Source organism: Pseudothauera rhizosphaerae (genome assembly GCF_004801305.1).
GTDB classification, from domain to species: domain Bacteria; phylum Pseudomonadota; class Gammaproteobacteria; order Burkholderiales; family Rhodocyclaceae; genus Pseudothauera; species Pseudothauera rhizosphaerae.
Genome location: NZ_SSOD01000022.1, coordinates 27,464 through 51,658, shown reverse-complemented (window position 1 = coordinate 51,658; position 24,195 = coordinate 27,464). Strand labels below are relative to the sequence as shown.

Annotated in this window: 29 protein-coding genes; 15 read left to right on the top strand and 14 right to left on the bottom strand. The window is 67.3% G+C overall.

The window, feature by feature from the left end; all coding sequences use genetic code 11:
• Positions 1 to 52: 52 nt before the first annotated feature.
• The 5 genes from E6O51_RS20150 to E6O51_RS20130 all read right to left on the bottom strand — a co-directional run bounded on the left by E6O51_RS20150 (position 53) and on the right by E6O51_RS20130 (position 3,197).
• Entirely contained in the window at positions 53 to 829 is a 777-nt protein-coding gene (locus E6O51_RS20150; protein ID WP_136386816.1) for a phage antirepressor KilAC domain-containing protein, read from the bottom strand.
• Entirely contained in the window at positions 826 to 1,452 is a 627-nt protein-coding gene (locus tag E6O51_RS20145; RefSeq protein WP_136386815.1) for a JAB domain-containing protein, read from the bottom strand. Before E6O51_RS20145 ends, E6O51_RS20150 begins: the two co-directional genes overlap by 4 nt.
• 287 nt (positions 1,453 to 1,739) lie before the next feature.
• Positions 1,740 to 1,985, bottom strand: coding sequence for a type II toxin-antitoxin system HicA family toxin (locus tag E6O51_RS20140; protein ID WP_136386814.1), 246 nt, complete (start codon positions 1,983 to 1,985; stop codon positions 1,740 to 1,742).
• Positions 1,982 to 2,254, bottom strand: a complete 273-nt coding sequence (locus E6O51_RS20135) for a DUF1902 domain-containing protein (RefSeq protein ID WP_136386813.1) — start codon at positions 2,252 to 2,254, stop codon at positions 1,982 to 1,984. The genes E6O51_RS20140 and E6O51_RS20135 overlap by 4 nt, the downstream gene beginning before the upstream one ends.
• A 604-nt stretch (positions 2,255 to 2,858) precedes the next feature.
• Positions 2,859 to 3,197 carry a hypothetical protein gene (locus E6O51_RS20130; protein ID WP_136386812.1) on the bottom strand — a complete coding sequence of 113 codons (339 nt, stop codon included), beginning with the start codon at positions 3,195 to 3,197 and terminating at the stop codon, positions 2,859 to 2,861.
• 224 nt (positions 3,198 to 3,421) lie between these two features.
• Between E6O51_RS20130 and E6O51_RS20125 the strand changes: the two genes are divergently transcribed.
• Genes E6O51_RS20125 through dnaQ form a run of 3 tightly spaced genes read left to right on the top strand, consistent with a single transcriptional unit; the run spans position 3,422 to position 5,358 of the window.
• Positions 3,422 to 4,159 carry a class I SAM-dependent methyltransferase gene (locus tag E6O51_RS20125; RefSeq protein WP_136386867.1) on the top strand — a complete coding sequence of 246 codons (738 nt, stop codon included), beginning with the start codon at positions 3,422 to 3,424 and terminating at the stop codon, positions 4,157 to 4,159.
• Entirely contained in the window at positions 4,160 to 4,618 is a 459-nt protein-coding gene (rnhA, locus tag E6O51_RS20120; RefSeq protein ID WP_136386811.1) for a ribonuclease HI, read from the top strand.
• 20 nt (positions 4,619 to 4,638) lie between these two features.
• Positions 4,639 to 5,358 carry a DNA polymerase III subunit epsilon gene (gene dnaQ, locus E6O51_RS20115; protein ID WP_136386810.1) on the top strand — a complete coding sequence of 240 codons (720 nt, stop codon included), beginning with the start codon at positions 4,639 to 4,641 and terminating at the stop codon, positions 5,356 to 5,358.
• 2 nt (positions 5,359 to 5,360) lie between these two features.
• On the opposite strand, the gene E6O51_RS20110 is transcribed toward dnaQ, so the two are convergent.
• From E6O51_RS20110 to E6O51_RS20095, 4 genes are read right to left on the bottom strand one after another with little or no spacing between them, the layout of a single operon-like run.
• Entirely contained in the window at positions 5,361 to 6,500 is a 1,140-nt protein-coding gene (locus tag E6O51_RS20110) for an NAD(P)/FAD-dependent oxidoreductase (protein ID WP_136386809.1), read from the bottom strand.
• A gap of 11 nt (positions 6,501 to 6,511) precedes the next feature.
• Positions 6,512 to 7,267 carry a fused MFS/spermidine synthase gene (locus tag E6O51_RS20105; protein ID WP_136386808.1) on the bottom strand — a complete coding sequence of 252 codons (756 nt, stop codon included), beginning with the start codon at positions 7,265 to 7,267 and terminating at the stop codon, positions 6,512 to 6,514.
• Positions 7,264 to 9,855, bottom strand: coding sequence for a DNA mismatch repair protein MutS (mutS, locus tag E6O51_RS20100; RefSeq protein ID WP_211091476.1), 2,592 nt, complete (start codon positions 9,853 to 9,855; stop codon positions 7,264 to 7,266). Before mutS ends, E6O51_RS20105 begins: the two co-directional genes overlap by 4 nt.
• 10 nt (positions 9,856 to 9,865) lie before the next feature.
• Positions 9,866 to 10,672, bottom strand: a complete 807-nt coding sequence (locus tag E6O51_RS20095; protein WP_136386807.1) for an inositol monophosphatase family protein — start codon at positions 10,670 to 10,672, stop codon at positions 9,866 to 9,868.
• Between the two features lie 78 nt (positions 10,673 to 10,750).
• On the opposite strand from E6O51_RS20095, the gene E6O51_RS20090 reads away from it, so the two are divergent.
• From E6O51_RS20090 to E6O51_RS20035, 12 genes are all read left to right on the top strand, one after another.
• Positions 10,751 to 11,479, top strand: coding sequence for an RNA methyltransferase (locus E6O51_RS20090; RefSeq protein ID WP_136386806.1), 729 nt, complete (start codon positions 10,751 to 10,753; stop codon positions 11,477 to 11,479).
• A gap of 47 nt (positions 11,480 to 11,526) precedes the next feature.
• Complete coding sequence (cysE, locus tag E6O51_RS20085) at positions 11,527 to 12,282, top strand: serine O-acetyltransferase (protein ID WP_136386805.1); 756 nt, start codon at positions 11,527 to 11,529, stop codon at positions 12,280 to 12,282.
• Between the two features lie 102 nt (positions 12,283 to 12,384).
• On the top strand, positions 12,385 to 12,867 hold the full coding sequence (iscR, locus tag E6O51_RS20080; protein ID WP_136386804.1) for a Fe-S cluster assembly transcriptional regulator IscR: 483 nt from the start codon (positions 12,385 to 12,387) through the stop codon (positions 12,865 to 12,867).
• Positions 12,868 to 12,878: 11 nt separating this feature from the next.
• The gene (locus tag E6O51_RS20075; RefSeq protein ID WP_136386803.1) at positions 12,879 to 14,027 is read left to right on the top strand and encodes a cysteine desulfurase family protein; all 1,149 of its coding nucleotides are present in this window, start codon (positions 12,879 to 12,881) and stop codon (positions 14,025 to 14,027) included.
• Positions 14,028 to 14,067: 40 nt separating this feature from the next.
• On the top strand, positions 14,068 to 15,279 hold the full coding sequence (locus E6O51_RS20070) for an IscS subfamily cysteine desulfurase (RefSeq protein ID WP_136386802.1): 1,212 nt from the start codon (positions 14,068 to 14,070) through the stop codon (positions 15,277 to 15,279).
• Positions 15,280 to 15,318: 39 nt separating this feature from the next.
• Positions 15,319 to 15,702: a Fe-S cluster assembly scaffold IscU gene (gene iscU, locus E6O51_RS20065; protein WP_136386801.1), complete on the top strand. Its 384-nt coding sequence runs from the start codon at positions 15,319 to 15,321 to the stop codon at positions 15,700 to 15,702.
• 16 nt (positions 15,703 to 15,718) lie between these two features.
• Positions 15,719 to 16,042 carry an iron-sulfur cluster assembly protein IscA gene (gene iscA, locus E6O51_RS20060; protein WP_136386800.1) on the top strand — a complete coding sequence of 108 codons (324 nt, stop codon included), beginning with the start codon at positions 15,719 to 15,721 and terminating at the stop codon, positions 16,040 to 16,042.
• Positions 16,043 to 16,070: 28 nt separating this feature from the next.
• Positions 16,071 to 16,604: a Fe-S protein assembly co-chaperone HscB gene (gene hscB / locus E6O51_RS20055; protein WP_136386799.1), complete on the top strand. Its 534-nt coding sequence runs from the start codon at positions 16,071 to 16,073 to the stop codon at positions 16,602 to 16,604.
• Positions 16,604 to 18,472, top strand: a complete 1,869-nt coding sequence (gene hscA, locus E6O51_RS20050; protein ID WP_136386798.1) for a Fe-S protein assembly chaperone HscA — start codon at positions 16,604 to 16,606, stop codon at positions 18,470 to 18,472. Before hscB ends, hscA begins: the two co-directional genes overlap by 1 nt.
• A 13-nt stretch (positions 18,473 to 18,485) precedes the next feature.
• Positions 18,486 to 18,827: an ISC system 2Fe-2S type ferredoxin gene (fdx, locus tag E6O51_RS20045; protein WP_136386797.1), complete on the top strand. Its 342-nt coding sequence runs from the start codon at positions 18,486 to 18,488 to the stop codon at positions 18,825 to 18,827.
• The gene (gene iscX / locus E6O51_RS20040; protein WP_136386796.1) at positions 18,827 to 19,021 is read left to right on the top strand and encodes a Fe-S cluster assembly protein IscX; all 195 of its coding nucleotides are present in this window, start codon (positions 18,827 to 18,829) and stop codon (positions 19,019 to 19,021) included. Before fdx ends, iscX begins: the two co-directional genes overlap by 1 nt.
• A 1-nt stretch (position 19,022) precedes the next feature.
• Positions 19,023 to 19,520: a glutathione peroxidase gene (locus E6O51_RS20035; protein WP_136386795.1), complete on the top strand. Its 498-nt coding sequence runs from the start codon at positions 19,023 to 19,025 to the stop codon at positions 19,518 to 19,520.
• Here E6O51_RS20035 and E6O51_RS20030 read toward each other — a convergent pair.
• The 5 genes from E6O51_RS20030 to dapD form a co-directional block, all read right to left on the bottom strand.
• A complete protein-coding gene (locus E6O51_RS20030; RefSeq protein ID WP_136386794.1) occupies positions 19,514 to 19,972 on the bottom strand; it encodes a response regulator in 459 nt (152 codons plus the stop codon). The genes E6O51_RS20035 and E6O51_RS20030 overlap by 7 nt on opposite strands.
• 3 nt (positions 19,973 to 19,975) lie before the next feature.
• Positions 19,976 to 20,920 carry a 50S ribosomal protein L3 N(5)-glutamine methyltransferase gene (gene prmB, locus E6O51_RS20025; RefSeq protein ID WP_136386793.1) on the bottom strand — a complete coding sequence of 315 codons (945 nt, stop codon included), beginning with the start codon at positions 20,918 to 20,920 and terminating at the stop codon, positions 19,976 to 19,978.
• 7 nt (positions 20,921 to 20,927) lie between these two features.
• Entirely contained in the window at positions 20,928 to 22,082 is a 1,155-nt protein-coding gene (gene dapE / locus E6O51_RS20020) for a succinyl-diaminopimelate desuccinylase (protein ID WP_136386792.1), read from the bottom strand.
• A gap of 36 nt (positions 22,083 to 22,118) precedes the next feature.
• Complete coding sequence (locus tag E6O51_RS20015; protein ID WP_136386791.1) at positions 22,119 to 23,303, bottom strand: PilT/PilU family type 4a pilus ATPase; 1,185 nt, start codon at positions 23,301 to 23,303, stop codon at positions 22,119 to 22,121.
• 61 nt (positions 23,304 to 23,364) lie between these two features.
• Entirely contained in the window at positions 23,365 to 24,186 is an 822-nt protein-coding gene (dapD, locus tag E6O51_RS20010; RefSeq protein ID WP_136386790.1) for a 2,3,4,5-tetrahydropyridine-2,6-dicarboxylate N-succinyltransferase, read from the bottom strand.
• Between the last annotated feature and the right edge of the window lie 9 nt (positions 24,187 to 24,195).

The following is a 24,195-nucleotide window of genomic DNA, read 5'->3' as shown; positions in this document are numbered from 1 at the left end:
GAGCGCGCCGGCCCGAAGGCGCGGCGCAGGGTGCGGTAGAGGGAAAGGGTTTTCATGCGTGCGGCCTGGGGCCAGACGGCGACGGAGACGGCGGCACGAACTCGCCGCTCGGCAGGTCGACACCGAACATTACCGCGAGCTTCACCAACCCCTTCGGCGTGACGTGGCAGTACGGCTTGATGCACGCCAGTCCAGTCTTCTCGTCGGTGTAGTTGGCTTCCTTGTAGGACAGGGCGCCGCTCTTGATGCGGTAGTCGTACCCGACCCATGTGCCGTTCTGGCGGTAAATCCAGCCTTCCGCGTGCATCCGGGTGGTCAGCTCAGAAATCTTCACGCCCAACACCTTGGCGGCCTGGGTGAGCGTCAGCGAGTCCTTGCCGGCGGAGATGAGTTCGAGCGCCTGGACCTTCGGCGCCGCCTCGGCCAGCGCTTCGGCCTGCGCCTTGTTCTCCAGCGCCAGCCGCTCGTTTCGCTCGATGGCTTCGGCCGCCAGGCGCAGCGCCTCGGGGAGCGTCTGCGGGATGGCGGGCGCCTCAAGAGCCTTCAAGCGATTCGTCACCGAACGGCGCACAGCCTTCGATTCGCGCATCAGTACGTACATGCACTGATCCCGCGTCATCTTGATAGCTTCGGACTCCGTCCCGTTCGGATTCTTCACTACGAAAGTTTCGTAGTACTCCCCGTCCAGTTCGTCTTTGCATCGAGCAACGAAGTCATTGCGTCGCACCTCGGTTTCACCAAACTGCTTCCGTGCTGCATTGACCATTTCCAGCAGGTCTATGCTGCTCATGGTCAGGCCGTCGCCGGCCGTGGGGATCAGGGCGTTCATGCTGCTTCTCCTTGGCGTTGTGCTGCACGTTCGGCGGCTTTGCGGGCCTTGGTGGCGGCGATCTTGGCGCGGCGCTCGGCGCTCCAGCGATCCGCCTGTTCCATGCGGAGGCGCAAGTCTTCTTCCTGCTGCCGCTTGCGGTAGTCCTTGATGCTGGTGATGCCGCGAGATGTCACGACGTAGCTGTCGAGCAGGGTGATGTTGAGCGGACTCAGCGCGCCCTCTTGCCACGTCAGGTGTCTCACGTCCGGTTCCGACGGGGTCGGGTTGTCGTTGGGGTGGTTGTGGGCATATACCACGCTATCAGCGCCCAGGGTGATGGCGCGCAGCGCCACCCTGCGGATGTCCCACGGGACGCGTTTGTGGTCGCCGAAGAATTCCGTTTCTGCTGCCAGCAGCCGGCGTTCGACGTCCAGGTAAAGGACGTGGCCCTGCTCGTTGGCCAGCCCGGCGAAGCGCAGCGTCAGGTAGCGCTGGAAATCCTCGAAGTAGTAGAGCACCGGCGCATTGCGCAGGCGCTTTTCCTCGATGATGTCGAGCGCCCGGCGGATGGTGCGGGCTTCGTGGGTTGTGAAAACGGAAGGTGATTCAGGCGCGGGTGCGCCAAGGGCGGTGCGGGTCATGAGAAACGCTCCTCTATGAGTGCTCGAAGCACAGCCGGAGCGTTCTGACGCGCACCGGCTGGGCGGCCGGGAGGTTCAGAACCTGGATAGAGCCAGGCGGACGGTTTTCCCCTTGCGGGTGTTGTATGGCCGTCGCCCTCCCGGCCATTGACCTACATGGCGCGGGCGCAAAAAAACCGCATGGCTTTCGGGTGCGGGTGCCGCTCTATCTCGAAGGTTCTGACGCCTCCATCCCTCTCGGGATGCGCGCAGGTTACGCCCGGATCGGCGGCAAGGTCAAGCGTGGGTTATGACTTCGCGGCCTTGTAGAACGATGCCTTGGAGACGCCGGCCTGCTTCGCCATTGAAGCGACCAGCGTGTGCGAGAACGGTTGCTTTGGGCAATCGACGGTGACTTTGCCCACAAGGCGGTCGCGGTCGTACTTCACCCACTGCTCGTGCGAAGTGCCTTTCTGCGGGCGCGGATGAAACCCAAGCCGCTTGAGCGCGGCCTTGACTTCCTTGCATGTGAGGGGCGGATGCGCCCCACTCATGCGTGGCAGTCTTTACCGACGTGGACGGGGAGGGTGGTGCGGAATGCGTGGCCGAGCTTGCGGCGCAGGAGATGCAGCCGCGCCATTGTGACGATGGCGAGGTATTCCAAGCGTTGCCGCAAGGGCGCTTTGCGGCGGAGAAGGTCGTCGGCAAACGCCTTGTCGATGGTCAGCGCGTCCTCGACGTACTCCAGAATCTGCGCTTCGAGCTTCTGGCGCGCAGCATGAAAGGTGTCGGCCTGGGCGGCAAGGCACAGGTCGATGCACACGGCGACCCATTGCCTGTCTTCTTGCTTGGCATAGCAGCGAAGAATCAAGTTTGGCGCTTTCATCTCCGAAGTATAGAAGCAAGCGGCCGTGCAGCATAACTGGATGTGCGTACAGCGCCATCGCTACCGGAAGAGCCCGGAGATCAGCGACCATACGACGGATAGGGCCATCAGCGCCCATGTCACACCGAGGATGGCTTGCAGACCCTGCCATGGGATGATCGCTACTGCAACGAGATAGGCCACGAGGATCAGGCCGAAAAACGCGACTTCCACCGCACTAGGCCCCCATGGCTTGACTGGGGTGGCCGCATTGCGGGCTGGGGATGATGATGGTGGTCTGCATGGAAGCTCTCCTTGTTGTGCCATTGTCCATCGGTTGCGCCGCCCATGCGTGCGATCAGGCGTTTCGTTGCGAACGCGTTGCGAGGCAAGCCGTATTGCGGTGCCACGATCCAGCTCATGGAGCGCTGGACCCGCGGCGACGGCCGCCACTACACCTTCTGGATCGAACGTGACTTGTTCGGGCTGGTCGTGGTCATCTGCCACGGCGGGCCGCGCCTGACGCGATGCAGGGTCTAGCGCGCCGTCGGCGTGCGCGCGGCTATCGGCTGGCCGGAATATCTGGCCATTCCCACCGGGCGATCCCGTCCTGACTAATCGCCGCAGCAAGCGGGCGCACCTCCCACTCCTGAAGTACCGCCGCGCCGCGGCACTCCTCGTAGCCACGGATCAGCATGCCACCGCTAGCTCCGGACAGGATAACCACGACGCTGGCGTCGTAGAGCACGCGCAGCGGTCCGTGACTGGATAGTGGCGGATGGACTTCGAATGCCCTGGCGCGGGTCTGCAGATCGCCACAGAAGTGGTTGTCCTGGTGATCGGCTTCGTGATCAGGGATTCGGCGTCCTCCGCGGCGGAGGCATTTGACGCGGACGAACATGGCGGCACTGAGGCTGTACGGATATACAGTTTAGCGATCTGCGTCCAGCTGGGGTAGGCTGTCTAATACTCGTGAATCGCCCCAGCACGAACGCGGGATGTAGCGTCTCAGATCTCTATCTTTGAATTAGACGCATATCCTCTACGATCAAGCATCCACGCTGGTTTCAGCGCGAAATCGCGTGGATAATGTCCATGCCGCAGATTCTGAAGCGCCAATCGCCCATGTCAATCCTCAGCCTGTCCGACTGGCTGGACACGCCGCAAGGCCGTTATCTGCTCGAATGGGAGCAGGCGGGATTCGACCGCATGGTCGCGGACATCTTCGGCTACAACGCGATGCAGCTCGGCCTGCCGGAAGTGGATTTCCTGCGGGCCAACCGCATGCCCTACCGTTTTCGTGCCGCCCGGCTGGGTGACGTGGCGGTGGTCACGCGCTGCGAGGCACTGCCCTTTGCCAGCGGCAGCCTGGACCTGGTGGTGCTGCCGCACGTGCTGGAGTTCTCGCCCACGCCCCACCAGGTGCTGCGCGAGGTCGAGCGGGTGCTGATGCCGGAAGGCAGCCTGATCATCGCCGGCTTCAATCCGTTCAGCCTGTGGGGCGCGCGCCGCCTGCTGGCGCGCCGGCGCGGCGCCTTTCCGTGGCGGGGGCAGTATCTGTCGCCCTTCCGCATCAAGGACTGGCTGACGCTGCTCGGTCTGGAGATGCAGGGGGCCGCCTTCGGCTGTTACGCGCCGGCGGCCGGCAGCGAGAAATGGCTCGACCACTGGCGCTTCATGGACCAGGCCGGGGCGCGCTGGTGGCCGGTGTGCGGGGCGGCTTACATGCTGCACGGGATCAAGCGCGTACAGGGGATGCGGCTCATCACCCCCAACTGGCGCGAAAAGCGCGCCACTGCAAAACGCATGGCACCGATCGCCCAGCGCGGGCGGTCGGTCACAGGAACGAGGAAAAGCCAGTAGATGGAAGTCGTGGAAATCTTTACCGATGGGGCCTGCAGCGGTAATCCGGGCCCCGGCGGATGGGGCGCCATTCTGCGCGCCGGCGCGCACGAGAAGGAACTGTGGGGCGGCGAGCCGCACACCACCAACAACCGCATGGAACTGCTGGCGGTGATCCGCGCGCTCAATGCCCTCAAGCGCCCGGTGGACGCGCGCGTGCATACCGACAGCCAGTACGTGCAGAAAGGGATCTCGGAGTGGATCCACAATTGGAAGGCGCGCGGCTGGAAGACCGCCGCGAAGGAACCGGTCAAGAACGCCGACCTGTGGCAGGCGCTGGACGACGCGGCGCGGCGCCACAAGGTGGATTGGATCTGGGTGCGCGGCCACGCCGGCCATCCTGAGAACGAGCGGGCCGACGCCCTGGCGCGGCGCGGTGTGGACGCCGTGCGCAAGGCCGGCGCCGCGGTGGAAAACTGAAGCGAACAGGAATTGCCAAGATGCGACAAATCGTCCTCGATACCGAAACCACCGGCCTGGACTGGCGCAACGGCGACCGGGTGATCGAAATCGGCTGCGTGGAGATGGTCAACCGCAGCCTCACCGGGCGGCACTACCACGTGTACGTCAATCCGGGGCGCGGCATCGACGCCGAGGCGGTGGCGGTGCACGGCATCACCGAGGAGTTCCTCGCCGACAAGCCGCGCTTTGCCGACGTGGCAGCCGAGTTCGAGGACTTCGTGCGCGACGCGGAACTGGTGATCCACAATGCCAGCTTCGACGTGGGCTTCCTGAACCACGAACTGTCCCTGCTCGGCCGCTCCACGCTGAACAGCCTGTGCGGCGGCGTCATCGACACGCTGAAGATGGCCAAGGAGCAGAACCCGGGCAAGAAGGCCTCGCTCGACGCCCTGTGCGAACGCTACCAGGTGGACAACGGCCACCGCACGCTGCACGGCGCGCTGCTGGACGCGGAGATCCTGGCCGAGGTCTACCTGGCCATGACGCGCGGCCAGGAGAGTCTGATCATCGCCCTGGAAGAGCCCGCACCGGGCAGCGTGGAGGCCGAGGCCGCGCTGGGTGAGCGCCCGGCGCTGGCCGTGCTGCGGGCGAGCGAGGAGGAACTCGCCGCCCACGCGGTGGTGCTGCAGGACATCGCCAAGGCCAGCAAGGGCGCCTGCCTGTGGCTGCCGCCGGCGGAGGAACCGACGGCGGCCTGATCTCAGGCTTCGCGCAGCAGCGCAGCCACCCGTTCGGCGATGGCCAGGGACGCGGTGAGGCCGGGCGACTCGATGCCGAAGAGATTCACCAGTCCCGGCACACCGTGCACTTGCGGGCCGTCGATGCGGAAATCTGCCGCCGCTTCGCCCGGCCCGGAGATTTTCGGGCGGATGCCGGCATAGTCCGGCGCCAGCGCGTCGTCGGGCAGGGCCGGCCAGTAGCGGCGGATTTCGGCATGGAAGGCATCGGCGCGGCGCGGGTCGACGCGGTAGTCGAAATCCTGCGCATCCGGCGGCAGGTCCCGCCCCGCCAGGTCCAACCACTCCACGTCCGGGCCGAAGCGCGCACGCCCCTGCAGGTCCAGGGTCAGGTGCACGCCGAGGCCGGCGGCTTCCGGCACCGGATAGACCAGCCGCGAGAAGGGCGTGCGTCCCTGCAGGGAAAAGTAGTTGCCCTTGGCGAAGTGCGCCTGGGGCAGGTGGGCGGTGGGAAAGCCGTCGAAGCGGGCGGCCAGCGCCGGTGAGGTGAGCCCAGCGGCGTTGATCACGATGTTCGCGTGAATCCGCAGCGGCGCCTCGCCGCCGGTGTGCAGCACGAGCCCCTCCGGCCCGCATTCGCCGCCCAGCACCGGCGTGCGCAGGGCGAGCAGCGCGCCGTGGGCCTCGGCGTCGCCCAGCAGGGCGAGCATCAGCGCGTGGGAATCGACGATGCCGGTGGAGGGCGAATGCAGGGCGGCCGTGCAGTGCAGCGCCGGTTCCAGGCGGCAGGCCGCCGCGCCCGTGAGCCGGACGAGATCGTCCACGCCGTTGGCCGCCGCGCGTTGCGCGATGCGGTCCAGTCCGGCCTCCTGGGCGGATGCGGTGGCGACCACCAGCTTGCCGCAGCGGCGATGGGGTAGGTTGCGGGCGGCGCAATAGCGGTACAGCAGCTCCCGGCCGCGCACGCACAGGGCGGCCTTGAGCGAACCGGTCGGGTAGTAGAGGCCAGCGTGGATGACTTCGCTGTTGCGGCTGGAGCTGCCGCCACCGAAACGGTCGCCGGCTTCCAGGATGAGGACTTCGCGTCCGGCCGATGCGAGCGCGCGGGCGCAAGCCAGGCCGATCACGCCGGCACCGATGACGGCGCAGTCGATGCGCTCCACGCCTCAGCTTCCTACAGCACCAGCCGCCCGCCGGGCAGGCTGCCCGCCTGTTCCAGCCGGGTGACCGTGGGCAGCAGATCCACGCCGGTGCGGTCCTTCAGCGCCTGCGCCCGTTCCCGCAGTTCGGCCAGCGGCAGTTCGACGGCTTCGCCCGCGGCGCCGAAGGCCACCACGTTGCCGCTGTCGCAGGAGGGGAAGGCGATGGCGCGGTCGTCGAAGGCGGTGATGATGCGCTCCAGGCTGGCGCGATAGCCGCGGGAGCGGCCGAACAGGTTCACCGCCATCAGGCCGCTGTCGGTGAGCCGGGCGCGCACGGCCTGGTAGAAGGGCAGGGTGTCCAGGACGCCGGCGCGGGCGTTGCGGTCGTAGCCGTCCACCAGGATGTAGTCGAAGCGGCGCTGGGTGTTCAGCACGTACTCGGCCCCGTCGCCCACGTGGATGGCCAGGCGCGCGTCCTCGTCCGGGAGGCGGAAGAACTGGTGGGCCGCGGCCACCACGCGGGGTTCGATCTCCACCACCTGGATGCGCGCCTGCGGGCAGTGGTGGTAGAGGAACTTGGTCACCGAAGCCGCCCCCAGGCCGATGACCAGCGCGGTGCGCGGCCAGGCGTCGGCGTCCCGCAGCAGCAGGCCGGCCATCATCTCTCGGGTGTAGGCCAGTTCCAGCGCATTGGGGCGGCGGATGCGCATGGCGCCCTGAACCCACTCGGAACCGAAGTGCAGGTAGCGCACCCCGGCTTCCTCGCTGATGTCGATGGGTGTGCTCAAGAAGCCAGCCTTTTCAACTGGTACAGGCGTTCGAGGGCCTCGCGCGGGCTGAGTGCGTCCGGGTCGGTGGCGGCCAGTTCGGTGAGTGCCGGATGGGAGGGCGGTTCGGGTTCGGTATCCGGCAGGGCGGCGAACAGGTCGGCTTGCGGGCCGGTGGTGATTTCCCGGTTCTCCAGCGCGCGCAGGCGGCGCTTGGCGTCGCGGATCACCGCGGCCGGGATGCCGGCCAGGGCCGCCACCTCGATGCCGTAGCTCTGGCTCGCCGGGCCTTCTTCCAGGGCGTGCAGGAAGACGATGCGATGGGCGTGCTCCACCGCGTCCAGGTGCACGTTGGCGCATTCCGGGTAATCGGCGTTCAGGCGTGTCAGTTCGAAATAGTGGGTGGAGAACAGGGTCAGGCAGCGGTTCTTTTCCAGCAGGTGGCGGGCAATGGCGAAGGCCAGCGCGAGGCCGTCGAAGGTGGAGGTGCCGCGGCCGATCTCGTCCATCAGCACCAGGCTGTGTTCGGTGGCGCCGTGCAGGATGGCGGAGGCCTCGGTCATCTCCACCATGAAGGTGGAGCGTCCGGAGGCCAGGTCGTCGGAGGCGCCGATGCGGGTGAAGATGCCGTCGATGGGGCCGATGCGGGCGGCCGTGGCGGGCACGAAGCTGCCCACGTGGGCGAGCAGGCAGATCAGCGCCACCTGGCGCATGAAGGTGGATTTGCCGCCCATGTTGGGGCCGGTGATCATCAGCATGCGGCGGGTGGGGGCGAGCACGCAGTCGTTGGCGATGAAGTCCTCCACCTGGCGCTCCACCACTGGATGACGTCCGGCGGCGATCTCCAGCCCGGGCTGGTCGGAGAACCGGGGCTGGACGTAGCCGTAGCGCGCGGCGGTTTCCGCCAGCGCGGCGAGGCCGTCCAGCAGGGCGAGCGCCCGGGCGATGCGCTGCAGGGCCGGGATGCGCGCGGCGAGCGCTTCGAGGAGGTCGTCGTAGAGCAGCTTTTCCCGCGCCAGCGCGCGTTCGTTGGCGGACAGGGCCTTGTCCTCGAAGGACTTCAGTTCCGGGGTGATGTAGCGTTCGGCGTTCTTCAGCGTCTGGCGGCGGCGGTAGTCGTCCGGCACCTTATCGGCGTTGGCGCGGCTGACCTCGATGTAGAAGCCGTGCACCTTGTTGAATTCCACCTTGAGGTTGGCGATGCCGGTGCGTTCCCGCTCGCGGGTTTCCAGTGCCATCAGGAATTCGCCGCAGTTGGTCTGGATGCCGCGCAGCTCATCCAGTTCGGCGTCGAAACCGGGGGCGATCACGCCGCCGTCGCGCAGTACCGCGGCGGGTTCCTGGGCCACGGCGCAGATCAGCAGATCCAGAGTGTCGGTGGGGATGTCGAGGTTCGCGCGCAGTTCGGCGAGCAGGGGGTCGGCCGGCGTACCGAGGGCGGCGTGGAGTTCCGGCAGGCGCGCCAGGCTGTCGCGCAGGGCGGCCAGATCACGCGGGCGGGCGGAGCGCAGGGCCACCCGGCCGGTGATGCGGTCCACGTCGGCGATGCCGCGCAGCGCGGTGCGCAGGCCAGTCAGCGCGCGGGCTTCCCCTTCGCCAAGCAGTTCGGTGATGGCGCCGTGGCGGCGGGCGGCTTCGAGACGGTCGCGCAGCGGGTGGTGCAGGGCGTGGCGCAGCCAGCGCGAGCCCATGCTGGTGGCGCAGTGGTCCAGCAGGGAGAGCAGGGTGGGGGCGGGTTCGCCGCGCAGGGTCTCGGTGATCTCCAGGTTGCGCCGGGTAGCGGCGTCCAGGCGCAGGTATTCGGTCTCGCGCTCCACGCGCAGGCCGGTGACGTGTTCCAGGCTCTGGCGCTGGGTGGCCTTGGCGTAGTCGAAGAGTGCCGCGGCGGCACCCAGAGCCACCGGCATGCCTTCGGCGCCGAAACCGGCCAGGTCGCGGGTACCGAAATGGCCGGTCAGCAGGCGCGTGCCGGTCTCGGCGTCGAACTGCCAGTCGGCCAGCCGGCGCAGCACGGGGGCGAGCTGCTGCAGGAGGGGCAGCGACAGACCGTCCGGGCTCAGCACCTCGGCCGGGCGCAGGCGCTCGAACTGGGCTTGCAGCGCGTCGCTGGGGCATTCGAGGATGCGCAGGTCGCCGTTGGCGAGGTTGAGCCAGGCCAGCCCCAGCGTGCCCCGGTGCAGATTCACCGCCATCAGCAGCGAATCGCTGCGCTCGTCCAGCAGGGCCGCGTCGGTCAGCGTGCCGGGGGTGACGATGCGGCTCACCGCCCGCTCCATGGGCCCCTTGGTCGCACCCGGCTCACCTACCTGCTCGGCGATCACCACCGATTCGCCCAGCTTCACCAGGCGGGCCAGATACTGCTCCAGCGCGTGGAAGGGCACGCCGGCCATCTTGATGGGTTCGCCCGCCGACTGGCCGCGCGTGGTCAGCGTGATGTCCAGCAGGCGCGCGGCCTTCTCCGCGTCTTCGAAGAACATCTCGTAGAAGTCGCCCATGCGGTAGAACAGCAGCGTGTCCGGGTACTGCGCCTTGAGACGCAGGTACTGCTGCATCATCGGCGTGTGCTGGAGCAGAGCGTCGTCCATCGGTGCCGGGGCGGGGGCGTTCATCCGCGCGGTCTCAAGCCTGTACGCCGGCCGGGCGCCAGGCCTGGATGATGGGCAGGAGCTGGGTGAAGATCTTGGGCGTGCCGGCCACCACGTTGCCGGTGGCGAGGTAGTCGGCTTCGCCGGCCAGGTCGGACACCAGACCGCCCGCTTCCTGGATCAGCAGCACGCCGGCGGCCATGTCCCAGGGCGACAGGCCCAGTTCCCAGAAGCCGTCGATGCGCCCGCAGGCCACCCAGGCCAGGTCCAGCGCGGCGGCGCCGGGGCGGCGGATGCCGGCGGTCTTGCCGGTGAGTTCCTTGAACATGGCCAGGTAGGCATCCACGTGGTCGAGCTGGCGGAAGGGGAAGCCGGTGCCGATCAGGGATTCGTTGAGGCGGATGCGCTTGGAGACGCGGATGCGGCGGTCGTTGAGGAAGGCGCCGCGGCCCCTGGAGGCGGTGAAGAGCTCGTTGCGGTTGGGGTCGAACACGACCGCGTGTTCGGGCACGCCGTTCTTCGCCAGGGCGATGGAGACCGCGTACTGGGGAAAGCCGTGGATGAAGTTGGTGGTGCCGTCCAGCGGGTCGATGATCCACTGGAATTCGCTGTTGGCGGTGTCGCCGGCCTCGCCGGACTCCTCTGCTAGAATGCCGTGTTCCGGGTAGGCCTCGCGCAGCACCTCGATGATGGCCGCTTCCGCCGCACGGTCGACCTCGGTGACGAAGTCATTGGGCGACTTGGACTGAACCTTGAGCAGGTCCACGTCCAGGGAGGCGCGGTTGATGATGCTGGCCGCCTTGCGGGCGGCCTTCACGGCGATGTTCAGGGTGGGGTGCATGCGCGTCGGTCTCGCGTGAGGGAAGCGTCCCATGGGCGGCTTCCGCAGGAATGAAAACGAAAAACGTTGAATTTTAATATGAACGGCGCCCTCGCGCTCGACCGCGTCCGCATCGTGCTGTCCCGCACGTCCCATCCGGGCAACATCGGCGCCGCCGCGCGGGCCATGAAGACCATGGGCCTGTCGCGGCTGTGGCTGGTGGCGCCGCAGGAACATCCCAGCCGGGAAGCCTGGGCGCGTGCTTCCGGGGCCATCGACGTGCTCGACGCGGCCCACGTGGTGTCCACGCTGCAGGAGGCGCTGGCCGGCACGGCGCTGGCGGCGGCGGTCACCGCGCGCCGGCGCGAACTGGCTCTGCCGCGCCTGCACGCGCGGGAGGCCGCGGCGGAACTCCTCTCCCATACTGCAGACGGGGAGGTCGCCCTGGTGTTCGGCAACGAAACCAGCGGCCTGACCAACGAGGAAGTGGCGATCTGCGGCATGCCCGTGAGCATCCCGGCCAACCCGGAATACTCCTCCCTCAATCTCGGCGCCGCGGTGCAACTGCTGTGCTACGAACTGCGCATGGCGGCGCTGGCGCCCCGGCCGCCCGCCGACCCGCGCCCGGAGCTGGCCACCCACGACGAGGTGGAGGGCTTCCTTGCCCATCTGGAACGGGCCGGCACGCAGAGCGGCTTCCACGATCCGGCCAACCCGAAGCGCCTGCTGCCGCGTCTGCGCCGCCTGTTCGGCCGTGCCCGGCTGGAAAAGGAAGAAGTGAGCATCCTGCGCGGCCTGCTCACTAGTTTCGAACGCAAAGTTGATTAAAATAGTCGGAAATTTACGATCCGATCCACATCAGGAGAAAAGCTTCCATGTTCGACCGCCTGCGTGAAGACCTGGCCAGCGTTCGCGAACGCGATCCCGCAGCCCGTTCCACGTGGGAGGTGCTGACCTGTTACCCGGGCGTGCACGCGCTGATCTTCCATCGTTTCGCGCATGCAGCGTGGCAGGCCGGCTTCTACTGGCTGGGACGCTTCGTCAGCCACATCGGCCGCTTCTTCACCGGCATCGAAATCCACCCCGCGGCCGTCATCGGCCGGCGCGTGTTCATCGACCACGGCATGGGCGTGGTGATCGGCGAAACCGCGGAGGTCGGTGACGACTGCACCATCTACCAGGGTGTCACGCTGGGCGGTACCTCCCTGTACCGCGGCACCAAGCGCCATCCGACCCTGGGCCAGGGCGTGGTGGTCGGGGCTGGCGCCAAGGTGTTGGGCGGGTTTACGGTGGGTGACGGCGCCAGAATCGGCTCCAATGCCGTGGTCGTCAAGCCGGTGCCCGCGGGCGCCACCGTGGTGGGCAATCCGGCGCGCATCCTCGATGCGGAGCGGGAGAGCGCGCGTGCGCAGAAGGCGGAACAGATGGGATTCTCGGCCTACGGCGTCACCCGCGACATGGACGACCCGCTGTCCAAGGCGCTGCACGGCCTGCTCGACCACGCGGTGGAGACCGACCGCCGCCTGCAGGTGCTGGTGGAACGCCTGGAGGCGGCGGGCATCCCGCTCGACGGGGAGCTTGCCGCGGCGGACGAGTTCGATCCCGACCATCTGTCGAAGATGGTCGATTAGTTGACCGTTTTTGTCGGAAACCGTATAGTTGAGCGAAACGTTCGGGTATTGGCCGCAGAGCTCGTGATCCGGACGCTTTCGCCGACTTTGCGAGGAGCCATCATGAGACTGACCACCAAGGGACGATTTGCCGTGACGGCGATGATCGATCTGGCCTCGCGCCAGACCGACGGCCCGGTAACCCTGGCAGGCATTGCCGAGCGGCAGAGCATCTCGCTCTCCTACCTCGAACAGTTGTTCGGCAAGCTGCGCCGCTACAAGCTGGTCAGCAGCGTGCGCGGTCCCGGCGGCGGTTATCGTCTGGCGCGCGACATGAAGGACATCACCGTGGCCGACATCATCGTCGCCGTCGACGAACCGCTCGACGCCACCCAGTGCGGCGGCCGGCAGAACTGTCAGGACGAGCACGTCTGTCTGACCCACGACCTGTGGACCAACCTCAACAAGCGCATGTACCAGTACCTGGCATCGGTGACGCTGGCCGCGCTGGTGCACCGCGAGGTGGCGCCGGAGCCGGACCTCAACGTCATCGTCGACGTGCGCCGTCGTGCCATGGTTGCCCTGCGCGAGGCGGTGTCCGCCTGAGGTCCGCCCGCATGTTCGCCCCCACCTACCTCGACTGGAACGCCACCACACCCCTCGACCCGGTGGTGCGCGAGGCCATGCTGCCGTGGCTGGACGGGCGTTTCGGCAATGCCTCCAGCCGCCACGAATACGGCCGGCAGGCGAGGGCGGCGATCGACGAGGCCCGTGCGCGCGTAGCCGCGGCCGTCGGTGCGGACTACACCGAGGTAGTGTTCACCAGCGGCGGCTCGGAAGCGAACAACCTCTTCATCAAGGGTGCCGCGGCGACGATGAAGCCGGGCGTGGTGGCGGTGAGCGCCATTGAGCATCCCTGTGTGCGCGAACCGGCATTGCAACTGCGCCGCCAGGGCTGGACCGGGCGCGAGATCGCGGTGGACGGCCAGGGACGGATCGATGCCGGCGACTGGCAGGCGGTCCTCGCGGAGCGGCCGGCGCTGATCTCGGTGATGCTCGCCAACAACGAGACCGGCGTGCTGCAGGACGTGGCCGCGCTGGCGCGGGAGGCGCGTGCCGCAGGCGCCTGTCTGCACACGGATGCCGTGCAGGCGCTGGGCAAGGTGGAAATGGATTTTCGCGCCCTCGGCGTGCAGGCGCTGACCGTGTCGGCGCACAAGATTGGCGGCCCGCTGGGGGCCGGTGCGCTGGTGCTGGACAAGCGGGTGGAACTCGCCCCGCTGATCGCCGGCGGCGGCCAGGAGCGCGGCCTGCGCTCGGGCACCGAGAACGTCGCCGCCATCGTCGGCTTTGGTATCGCCTGCGAACGGGCAGCGGCCCGGCGCGAGGCCGAGGCGCAGCGCCTGACCACGCTGCGCGGGGAACTCGAACGGGGACTCGCGGCTTTCGGCGCCACCGTATTTTCCGCGGCTGCCCCGCGGTTGCCGAACACCGTATTCTTCGCCGCCGACGGCATCGACGGGGAAACCCTGGTGGCCAAGCTGGACCGGGCGGGTTTCGCCTGCGCCAGCGGCTCGGCCTGCTCCAGCGCCAACCCGGAGCCTTCCCGCACGCTGCTGGCGATGGGCGTGCCCGCGCAGACCGCGCGCGGCGCAGTGCGCGTCAGCCTCGGGCGCGACAACGGCACGGACGACGTGGCGCGCTTTCTCACCACCTTCGGCCGGCTGGCCGACGAACTGAAGAACCTGACCGCGATGGCGGTCTAGATTGATACACAGACACAAGCAAGACCTGCGGAGAAACGCGATGCTCAAGTTCCCCATCTACCTCGACTATTCGGCAACCACGCCGGTGGACCCGCGTGTGGCCGCGAAGATGATTCCGTGGCTCACCGAGCATTTCGGCAATCCCGCCAGCCGCTCGCACGCCTACGGCTGGGACGCCGAAAAGGCCGTGGAGGAGGCGCGCGAGCAGGTCGCCGCGCTGGTCAACGCGGACCCCAAGGAGATCATCTGGACCTCCGGCGCCACCGAATCGGACAACCTGGCGATCAAGGGCGCGGCCCAGTTCTACAAGGGCAAGGGCAAGCACATCATCACCGTCAAGACCGAGCACAAGGCCGTGCTCGACACGGTGCGCGAGCTGGAGCGCCAGGGTTTCGAGGCCACCTACCTGGACGTGCGGGAAGACGGCCTGATCGACCTGGAAGCCTTCAAGGCCGCGATCCGCCCGGACACCATCCTGGTGTCGGTAATGTTCGTGAACAACGAGATCGGCGTGATCCAGCCCATCGCCGAGATCGGCGAGATCTGCCGCGAGAAGGGCATCGTCTTCCACGTGGATGCGGCCCAGGCCACCGGCAAGGTGGACATCGACCTTGCCACCCTCAAGGTGGACCTGATGTCCTTCTCCGCCCACAAGATGTATGGCCCCAAGGGCATCGGCGCCCTTTACGTGCGCAGGAAGCCCCGCGTGCGCCTGGAAGCGCAGATGCACGGCGGCGGCCACGAACGCGGCCTGCGCTCCGGCACGCTGCCCACCCACCAGATCGTGGGCATGGGCGAAGCCTTCCGCATCGCCCGCGAGGAGATGGCCGAGGAGAACACCCGCATCCGCGGGCTGCGCGACAAGCTGCTGAAGGGGCTTTCCGACATCGACGCCACCTACGTCAATGGCGACCTGGAACACCGCGTGCCGCACAACCTGAACATTTCCTTCGCCTACGTGGAGGGCGAGTCGCTGATCATGGCGGTCAAGGAAGTGGCCGTTTCCAGCGGCTCGGCCTGCACCTCGGCCAGTCTGGAGCCGTCCTACGTGCTGCGCGCGCTGGGACGCAACGACGAACTGGCGCACAGCTCGATCCGCTTCACCATCGGCCGCTTCACCACCGAAGAGGAAATCGACTACACAGTCGCCCTGCTGCACCAGAAGATCGGCAAGTTGCGCGAGCTCTCCCCGCTGTGGGAAATGGTGCAGGAAGGCGTCGATCTGGACACCGTGCAGTGGGCTGCCCACTGAGGGCCGCGCACTGGGTGCAAGGAAACAGGAGCAAGGAAAATGTCATATAGCGAAAAGGTCCTGGACCACTACGAAAACCCGCGCAACGTCGGCTCGTTCGCCAAGGACGAGGAAGGCGTGGCCACCGGCATGGTGGGTGCGCCCGCCTGTGGCGACGTGATGAAGCTGCAGATCAAGGTCGGCAGGGATGGCGTCATCGAGGACGCCAGATTCAAGACCTACGGCTGCGGTTCGGCGATCGCCTCCAGCTCGCTGGTCACCGAATGGGTGAAGGGCAAGACCATCGACCAGGCGCTGGAGATCAAGAACACCCAGATCGCCGAGGAACTGGCGCTGCCGCCGGTCAAGATCCACTGCTCCATCCTCGCGGAGGACGCCATCAAGGCGGCAGTGGCCGACTACAAGAAGAAGCACGAACTCTGAGCGGAGGAAAGCCCCCATGGCCGTCACGTTGAGCGAAAGCGCCGCCAAACACGTTGCCAACTTCATCGCCAGGCGCGGCAAGGGCTACGGCATCCGCCTGGGGGTGCGCACCTCCGGCTGCTCGGGCATGGCCTACAAGCTGGAGTTCGTGGACGCCACCGAGGACGAGGATGTGGTGTTCGAGAGCCACGGCGTCAAGGTGATCGTGGACCCGAAGAGCCTGCCCTACATCGACGGCACCGAGCTCGACTTCGTGCGCGAGGGGCTCAACGAGGGCTTCAAGTTCAACAATCCGAACGTCAAGGACTCCTGCGGCTGCGGCGAGAGCTTCAACGTCTGAGTCGGCTACGGGGGGAACCGGACTCGCCATGAGCATCGACCTGCAGCAGGATTTCTTCGCGCTGTTCGGCCTGCCGCGCCGCTTCGAACTGGACGAGGGGGCGCTGGAAACGGCCTTCCACGACCTGCAGGGCGAGGTTCACCCGGACCGCTACGCCCATTTCCCGGATGCCGACAAGCGCCGCGCCATGCAGTGGGCAACGCGCGTGAATGAAGGCTTCCGCACGCTCAGGAAGCCCCTCGGCCGCGCCATGTATCTGCTGGAGTTGGCCGGCATCGACCCGGCGCTGGAGACCAACACCGCCATGTCGCCGGAGTTCCTGATGGAACAGATGGAGTGGCGCGAGGCGGTGGATGAGGCGCGCACGGCCGGCGAGGTGGAAGAACTCGAACACCTGCACCAGCGCCTGCGCCAGCACGGCCGCGAGATGCTCGCCACGCTGCACGAGGCCTTCGACGAACGCCAAGACCTGGAAGCCGCCGCGGAGACCGTGCGCCGCTTGATGTTCCTGGAAAAACTTCAACACCAAATCGACGACGCCCTCGAGGCGCTGGAAAGCTGATGGCCCTGCTGCAAATCGCCGAACCCGGCATGTCCACCGAGCCGCACCGGCATCGCCTGGCCGCGGGCATAGACCTGGGGACCACCAACTCGCTGGTCGCCACCGTGCGCAACGGCATCGCGGTGTGCCTGGCCGACGAGGAGGGGCGCGCCATGCTGCCGTCGGTGGTGCATTACAAGGCCGACGGCACGGTGGAGGTCGGCCGAGGGGCGATGGCCGCCCAGGCCGTGGACCCGCGCAATACCATCGTCTCGGTCAAGCGCTTCATGGGGCGCGGGCTGAAGGACGTCACCCACGTGGAATCCAGCCCCTACGATTTCGTGGACGCGCCGGGCATGGTGCGCCTGCGCACCGTGCAGGGCATCAAGAGCCCGGTGGAAGTCTCGGCGGAGATTCTCAAGGTGCTGCGCGCGCGCGCCGAAGCCGCGCTGGGCGGCGAACTGACCGGCGTGGTGATCACCGTGCCGGCCTATTTCGACGACGCCCAGCGCCAGGCCACCAAGGACGCGGCCACGCTGGCCGGGCTGAACGTGCTGCGCCTGCTCAACGAACCCACCGCGGCCGCGGTGGCTTACGGCCTGGACAACGCCTCCGAGGGCATCTACGCGGTCTACGACCTGGGCGGCGGCACCTTCGACCTGTCCATCCTCAAGCTCTCCCGCGGCGTGTTCGAGGTGCTGTCCACCAACGGCGACGCGGCCCTGGGCGGCGACGATTTCGACCACCGGCTGTTCTGCTGGATACTGGACCAGTCGCACATCGAACCGCCGTCCTCCGAGGACGCCCGCCGCCTGCAGATGAAGGCGCGGGAGGTCAAGGAACTGCTCACCGGCAGCGACGAGGCGCCGATCCGGGTGTCGCTCGCCAGCGGCGAGGAGGTGAATCTCGCCGTCAGCCGCCGGCAGTTCGAGGACATGACCGCGCACCTGGTGAAGAAGACGCTGGCGCCCATGCGCAAGGCGCTGCGCGACGCGGGGCTCGCGCCCGAGGACGTCAAAGGCGTGGTGATGGTGGGCGGCGCCACCCGCATGCCGCAGATCCAGCGCTCCGTGGCCGAGTTCTTCGGCCAGGAACCCCTCACCAACCTGGACCCGGACAAGGTGGTGGCGCTGGGCGCCGCGATCCAGGCCAATGTGCTGGCCGGCAATCGCAAGGACGAGGACGACTGGCTGCTGCTGGACGTGATTCCGCTCTCGCTGGGCCTAGAGACCATGGGCGGGCTCACCGAGAAGATCATCCCGCGCAATTCCACGCTGCCCATCGCCCGCGCTCAGGAATTCACGACCTTCAAGGATGGCCAGACCGCGATGGCCTTCCACGTGGTGCAGGGCGAGCGCGAACTGGTGAGCGACTGCCGCTCGCTGGCGCGCTTCGAGCTGCGCGGCATCCCGCCCATGGTGGCGGGCGCGGCGCGCATCCGGGTGACCTTCCAGGTGGACGCCGATGGCCTGCTGTCGGTATCGGCGCGGGAGATGTCCTCCGGCGTGGAGGCCAGCGTGCTGGTCAAGCCGTCCTACGGGCTCACCGACGACGAGATCGCCGGCATGCTGCGCGAGGGCGTGGACCACGCCGGCGACGACATGCTGGCGCGCGCGCTGCGCGAGCAGCAGGTGGAAGCCGACCGGCTCATGGAAGCCACCGAGTACGCCTTGGCGCAGGACGGCGACCTGCTGGACGAGAGCGAGCGCACGGCCATCGACCAGGCCTTTGCGGCGCTGCGCGAGGCCTGCGACGGCACCGACCACCGCCGCATCAAGCAGTGCATCGACGCCCTGGCGCGTGCCACCGACGAATTCGCCGCCCGGCGCATGGACCGCAGCGTGCGCAGCGCGCTGACCGGGCACAAGCTGGATGAAATTGAACTGTGAACCAGAGCGAACCATGACCCGGATCATCGTGCTGCCCCACGTGGAACTGTGCCCGGACGGGGCGGTGATCGAGGCCAAGCCGGGCGACTCGATCTGCGACAACCTGCTCGCCAACGGCATCGAGATCGAGCACGCGTGCGAGAAATCCTGTGCATGCACGACCTGCCACGTGATCGTGCGCGAAGGCTACGATTCGCTCGGCGAGGCCGAGGAAGAGGAAGAAGACCTGCTCGACAAGGCCTGGGGCCTGGAGCCGCAGTCGCGCCTGTCCTGCCAGGCCATCGTCGGCGACACGCCGCTGGTGATCGAGATTCCGCGCTACACCATCAACATGGCCCGGGAGGGCAAGCACTGATGAAGTGGACCGAAGTGGAAGAGATCGCGCTCCAGCTCGCCGACGCCCACCCGGACGTGGACCCGCTGAAGATCAACTTCGTGGACCTGATGCGCTGGGTGATCGACCTGCCCGAGTTCGACGACGACCCCAAGCATTGCGGCGAGCGCATCCTGGAGGCGATCCAGCAGGCGTGGATCGACGAGGTGCACTGAGATGTCCGCCGCCACGGTCTACGATTTCGAACTGCGCCGCCTGGACGGTGCACCGCTGCCGCTCGCGGATTTTCGCGGCCAGGTGCTGCTGATCGTCAACGTCGCCAGCGAATGCGGCTTCACCCCCCAGTACGAAGGGCTCCAGGCCCTGCACGAACGCTACGGGGCGCGCGGATTCTCGGTGCTCGGCTGCCCGTGCAACCAGTTCGGCGGGCAGGAGCCGGGCGACGCCTGCGCCATCGCCGACTTCACGCGCGGCCGCTACGCGGTGAGCTTTCCGTTGAGCGAGAAGATCGAGGTCAACGGCCCCGAGGCCCATCCGCTGTACGTCCATCTGCGCGAGGCCGCGCGGGGCGTGCTGGGTACGCAGGCCATCAAGTGGAATTTCACCAAGTTCCTGGCGGACCGCGCCGGCAAGGTGGTACAGCGCTACGCGCCAAACACCCCGCCGGCGGACATCGCTGCGGACATCGAGCGGCTGCTCGGCGACGCTCAGTAGTGGTTGTTCCCCGGGGCGTCGGCCGCCTCGTTGAGGGACAGCCAATACACGCCCAACTGGCTCACGGTCTGGATGAAGCGCTCGAAATCCACCGGCTTGCGGATGTAGCTGTTGGCTCCCAGCCGGTAGGCCTCGCGGATGTCCTGGATTTCCCGCGAGGTGGTCAGCACCACCACCGGCAGCAGCGCCGTGCGCTCGTCCGCGCGGATGCGGCGCAGCACCTCCAGACCGTCGATGCGGGGCAGCTTCAGGTCCAGCAGGATCACCGCCGGCATCACCGAAACGTCGCGCCCGGCATGGCTGCCGGTGGCGAACAGATAGTCGATCGCCTCTACCCCGTCGCGCGCCACCACTACCGGATTGACGATCCTGTTCTTGCTGAATGCGCGCAGCGTGAGCGCCTCGTCGTCGGGATTGTCCTCGACCAGCAGAATGGGGCGCTCGATGGCCATTTATCAGCTCTCCTGGGGCAGATCCTCGCGGCGCAGCACGAAGACCGTATCGTCGCTTCCCCGTGTCGATAACCAGATCAGCGGCAGATCCGGGAAGGCTTGTTCTACGATGTGGCGGTTATGACCCACTTCTACGGCAAGGATTCCGCCGGGGTTGAGGTGTTTACCCGCATCCGCCAGCAGCCGGCGCACCACGTCCAGCCCGTCATCACCCGAGCCCAGCGCCATCCGCGGCTCGTGCAGGTATTCCGGCGGCAGGGCGGCGACGGCTTCGGCGGTGACGTAGGGCGGATTGCTCACGATCAGGTCGAAGCGCCGTCCGCCCAGGCCGTCGAACACGTCGCTCTTCACCAGTTCGATGCGCCCCTCCAGCCCGTAGTCCGCCACGTTCCGCGCAGCCACTTCCAGCGCGTCGCCGGACAGGTCCGCCGCGACGATGTCGGCGTGCGGATAGGCGTGCGCCATCAGGATCGCCAGGCAGCCCGAGCCGGTGCACAGGTCCAGCGCGCTGCCCACCGCCTCCGGGTCCTCCACCCACGGCGCCAGGCCGTCTTCCAGCAGTTCCGCGAAGAAGGAGCGCGGCACGATCACGCGTTCGTCCACGTAGAAGCGGAAGTCGCCCAGCCACGCTTCATTCACCAGATAGGCCGTCGGCACCCGTTCGTCCACCCGGCGTGCGATGCGGGTGAAGATTTCCTCACGCTCCTCCGAAGTAATGCAGGCATCGAGGAAGGGGTCGAGGCGGTCGAGGGGCAGATCGAGGCTGGCCAGCACCAGCCACACCGCCTCGTCGTAGGCGTCCACGCAGCCATGGCCGAAGAACACCTTGCCGCGGTTGAAGCGGGTCACCGCATAGCGGATCCAGTCGCGCACGGTGACCAGCTCGGCCAGCGGGCCGAATTCGTGTTCATGTTCGTGATCATGATCGTGCTCGTGTTCGTGGCTCATCGCGTGCTCAGTTCGTTTCGGCCAGCAGCAGGTTTTCCAGCGTGCGGCGGTAGATGGCGGACAGGGGCTCGACCGCGTCGACGGCGACGCATTCGTTCACCTTGTGGATGCTGGCGTTGACCGGCCCGCATTCGACCACTTCGGCGCAGATGTCGGCGATGAAGCGCCCGTCGGAGGTGCCGCCGGTGGTGGAGAGTTCCGTCTCCACCCCGGTCGTGGCGCGGATCGCCTCGCTCAACGCGGCGACCAGGCGCCCGCGCCCGGTGATGAAGGGCTTGCCGGACAGATGCCAGTCCAGTTCGTATTCCAGACCGTGGCGGTCCAGCACTTCGTGGGTGCGGGCCTGGAGGGATTCGGCGGTGCTCACCGAAGCGAAGCGGAAGTTGAACAGCACCTCGCATTCACCGGGAATGATGTTGGTGGCGCCGGTGCCGGCGCGGATGTTGGAGACCTGCCAGGTGGTGGGCGGGAAGAACTCGTTGCCCTCGTCCCAGCGCATGGCCGCCAGTTCCGCCAGCGCCGGCGCGAGCTGATGCACCGGATTGCGGGCCAGGTGCGGATAGGCCACGTGGCCCTGCACGCCCTTGACCCGCAGCGTGCCGGAGAGCGAACCGCGGCGGCCGTTCTTGATCATGTCGCCCAGCGCATTCACCGAGGTCGGTTCGCCCACCACGCACCAGTCCAGCCGTTCGCCGCGGGCGGCCAGGGCTTCCACCACCTTGACCGTGCCGTCGGTGGCCACGCCTTCCTCGTCCGAGGTGAGCAGCAGAGCGATGGAGCCGGTATGGTCCGGATGGGCGGCGACGAAGGCCTCGATGGCGGTGACGAAGGCGGCGAGCGAGGTCTTCATGTCCGCCGCGCCCCGGCCGTACAGCAAGCCGTCCCGGATCGCGGGCGCGAAAGGCGGGCTTTGCCACGCTTCCAGCGGCCCGGTGGGCACCACGTCGGTGTGGCCGGCGAAGCACAGGACCGGGCGGGTCTCGCCGCGCCGCGCCCACAGGTTGGAGACGCCGGCGCTGTCGATGCGCTCCAGGCGGAAGCCCAGCGGCGCCAGGCGGGCGGCAATCAGGTCGAGGCAGCCGGCGTCTTCCGGCGTGACAGAGGGAAGGGCGATCAGCTCGGCGGCCAGCGCCAGCGTGGGGGAATCGGGGGTGGGGGTCATGTGGCCGTTGTTGTGGTGTTGGCGGGCGGCCGGCGGTCAGGTGGCGGGCTCGTCGTCCATGTGCAGCGTGAATTCGCGGAAGGAGGTGCCGTCCGGCTGCGTGCGTTCGAAATCGATGATGGGCGTGTTCTTGCTGCCGCCTTGGTCCTTGGGCGCCTCGACCAGTTGGCCGTTGTTGATCAGCCAGTGCAGGTTAGTGGGTGAATCGGCGTTCGCCAGCGCTTCGTCCAGGGTGATGATCTTGCTGTGGAAGAGGCGGAACAGGTCCTGCTCGAAGGTCTGCGACCCCGGCGCCAGGCTCTGTTCCATGGCTTCCTTCACCTCGTTGAGGTCGCCCCGTTCGATCAGCTCGGCCACGTGGCGGGTGTTCATCAGCATCTCCACCGCGGGCAGGCGGTTGCCGTCGGGCTTGCGCACCAGGCGCTGGGAGATGATGCATTTGAGCGCCACCGCCAGGTCGAGGTAGAGGAGCGGACGGTTTTCCAGCGGGAAGAAGTTAACGATGCGGTTCAGAGCATGGTAGGCGTTGTTGGCGTGCAGCGTGGCCAGGCACAGATGGCCGGTCTGGGAGTAGGCCAGCGCGGCCTGCATGGTCTCCCGGTCGCGGATTTCGCCGATCAGGATGCAGTCCGGCGCCTGGCGCATGGCGTTGCGCAGGGCCTCGTGCCAGCTATGGGTGTCGATGCCGACCTCGCGCTGGTTCACCACCGACTTGCGGTGCTTGAACAGGTACTCGATCGGGTCTTCGACGGTGAGGATGTGGCCGGACTTATTGCGGTTGCGGTGGTCGATCATGGACGCCAGCGTGGTGGACTTGCCCGAGCCGGTGGCGCCCACCACCAGGATCAGCCCGCGCTTTTCCATCACCACGTCGGCCAGCGAGGTCGGCAACTGCAGTTCGTCCAGGGTCGGGATGTCGCCCTGGATGTAGCGCACCACGATGCCGACGCTGTTGCGCTGCCAGAACACGTTGACGCGGAAGTTGCCCAGATCGCGCCGGCCGAAGGAGAGGTTGAGCTCCTTGTCGTGCTCGAAGAGCTCGATCTGCTCGGGGCTCATCATCTCGTAGATCATCCGCTTGATCATGGGCGGTTCCATGACCTGCTGGTTGATCGGCATGGTGTGCCCCTGGATCTTGATGTGGATCGGCGCGCCGGCCGAGATGAAGATGTCGGAGGCCTTCTTGTCGGCCATCAACTGGAAGAGCTTGTCGAACATCATCAGGGTGCGCTCCAGGGGGAATCGGGCAGGGGGAAGCTTCGCGCGGACGTGGGCAGTGCGCTCAGGCGCCGCGCAGCAGTTCGTTGATGCCGGTCTTGGCGCGGGTCTGGGCGTCCACCTTCTTCACGATCACCGCGCAGTACAGGCTGTACCTGCCGTCGGCCGAAGGCAGGCTGCCCGGCACCACGACGGCGCCGGCGGGCACGCGGCCGTACGTGATCGCACCCGTTTCGCGGTCGTAGATCTTGGTGCTCTGGCCGATGTATACGCCCATCGAGAGCACGGCGTTTTCCTCGATGACCACACCTTCGACGATCTCGGAACGGGCGCCCACGAAAACGTTGTCCTCGATGATGACCGGGCCGGCCTGCACCGGCTCCAACACGCCGCCGATGCCCACGCCGCCGGACAGATGCACGTTCTTGCCGATCTGGGCGCAGGAACCGACCGTGGCCCAGGTGTCCACCATGGTGCCTTCATCCACGTAGGCGCCGATGTTCACGTAGGAGGGCATCAACACCACGTTCTTCGCGATGTAGCTGCCCTTGCGCGCTACGGCCGGCGGCACCACGCGGAAGCCGCCTTGCTGGAACTGCTCCGGCGTGTAGTCGCCGAACTTGGTCGGCACCTTGTCGAAGAAGTTGAGGCCGCCGGCGGGGATGACTTCGTTGTCCCGCAGGCGGAAGGAGATCAGCACCGCCTTCTTGATCCACTGGTTGACCACCCACTGGCCGTCCTTCTTTTCCGCTACGCGCAGCGTGCCGGCGTCCAGGCCGGCGATCACTCGGGTGACCGCGTCGCGCACCTCGGCAGGGGCGGCGGCGGGCGACAGGCTGGCGCGGTTCTCGAAGGCGTCGTCGATGATCTTTTGCAGTGCTTGCATGGGGGATTT

Coding starts and splice junctions, on each gene's coding strand:
- E6O51_RS20125 (WP_136386867.1), top strand. CDS start 3,422: ATGTCAATCCTCAGCCTGTCCGACTGGCTGGACACGCCGCAAGGCCGT.
- E6O51_RS20145 (WP_136386815.1), bottom strand. CDS start 1,452: ATGACCCGCACCGCCCTTGGCGCACCCGCGCCTGAATCACCTTCCGTT.
- E6O51_RS20030 (WP_136386794.1), bottom strand. CDS start 19,972: ATGGCCATCGAGCGCCCCATTCTGCTGGTCGAGGACAATCCCGACGAC.
- E6O51_RS20070 (WP_136386802.1), top strand. CDS start 14,068: ATGCTCAAGTTCCCCATCTACCTCGACTATTCGGCAACCACGCCGGTG.
- E6O51_RS20075 (WP_136386803.1), top strand. CDS start 12,879: ATGTTCGCCCCCACCTACCTCGACTGGAACGCCACCACACCCCTCGAC.
- hscA (WP_136386798.1), top strand. CDS start 16,604: ATGGCCCTGCTGCAAATCGCCGAACCCGGCATGTCCACCGAGCCGCAC.
- E6O51_RS20015 (WP_136386791.1), bottom strand. CDS start 23,303: ATGATGTTCGACAAGCTCTTCCAGTTGATGGCCGACAAGAAGGCCTCC.
- fdx (WP_136386797.1), top strand. CDS start 18,486: ATGACCCGGATCATCGTGCTGCCCCACGTGGAACTGTGCCCGGACGGG.
- E6O51_RS20090 (WP_136386806.1), top strand. CDS start 10,751: ATGAACGGCGCCCTCGCGCTCGACCGCGTCCGCATCGTGCTGTCCCGC.
- mutS (WP_211091476.1), bottom strand. CDS start 9,855: ATGAACGCCCCCGCCCCGGCACCGATGGACGACGCTCTGCTCCAGCAC.
- E6O51_RS20035 (WP_136386795.1), top strand. CDS start 19,023: ATGTCCGCCGCCACGGTCTACGATTTCGAACTGCGCCGCCTGGACGGT.
- iscR (WP_136386804.1), top strand. CDS start 12,385: ATGAGACTGACCACCAAGGGACGATTTGCCGTGACGGCGATGATCGAT.
- E6O51_RS20140 (WP_136386814.1), bottom strand. CDS start 1,985: ATGAGTGGGGCGCATCCGCCCCTCACATGCAAGGAAGTCAAGGCCGCG.
- dapE (WP_136386792.1), bottom strand. CDS start 22,082: ATGACCCCCACCCCCGATTCCCCCACGCTGGCGCTGGCCGCCGAGCTG.
- E6O51_RS20130 (WP_136386812.1), bottom strand. CDS start 3,197: ATGTTCGTCCGCGTCAAATGCCTCCGCCGCGGAGGACGCCGAATCCCT.
- iscX (WP_136386796.1), top strand. CDS start 18,827: ATGAAGTGGACCGAAGTGGAAGAGATCGCGCTCCAGCTCGCCGACGCC.
- rnhA (WP_136386811.1), top strand. CDS start 4,160: ATGGAAGTCGTGGAAATCTTTACCGATGGGGCCTGCAGCGGTAATCCG.
- E6O51_RS20095 (WP_136386807.1), bottom strand. CDS start 10,672: ATGCACCCCACCCTGAACATCGCCGTGAAGGCCGCCCGCAAGGCGGCC.
- dnaQ (WP_136386810.1), top strand. CDS start 4,639: ATGCGACAAATCGTCCTCGATACCGAAACCACCGGCCTGGACTGGCGC.
- prmB (WP_136386793.1), bottom strand. CDS start 20,920: ATGAGCCACGAACACGAGCACGATCATGATCACGAACATGAACACGAA.
- hscB (WP_136386799.1), top strand. CDS start 16,071: ATGAGCATCGACCTGCAGCAGGATTTCTTCGCGCTGTTCGGCCTGCCG.
- cysE (WP_136386805.1), top strand. CDS start 11,527: ATGTTCGACCGCCTGCGTGAAGACCTGGCCAGCGTTCGCGAACGCGAT.
- iscU (WP_136386801.1), top strand. CDS start 15,319: ATGTCATATAGCGAAAAGGTCCTGGACCACTACGAAAACCCGCGCAAC.
- dapD (WP_136386790.1), bottom strand. CDS start 24,186: ATGCAAGCACTGCAAAAGATCATCGACGACGCCTTCGAGAACCGCGCC.
- iscA (WP_136386800.1), top strand. CDS start 15,719: ATGGCCGTCACGTTGAGCGAAAGCGCCGCCAAACACGTTGCCAACTTC.
- E6O51_RS20150 (WP_136386816.1), bottom strand. CDS start 829: ATGAACGCCCTGATCCCCACGGCCGGCGACGGCCTGACCATGAGCAGC.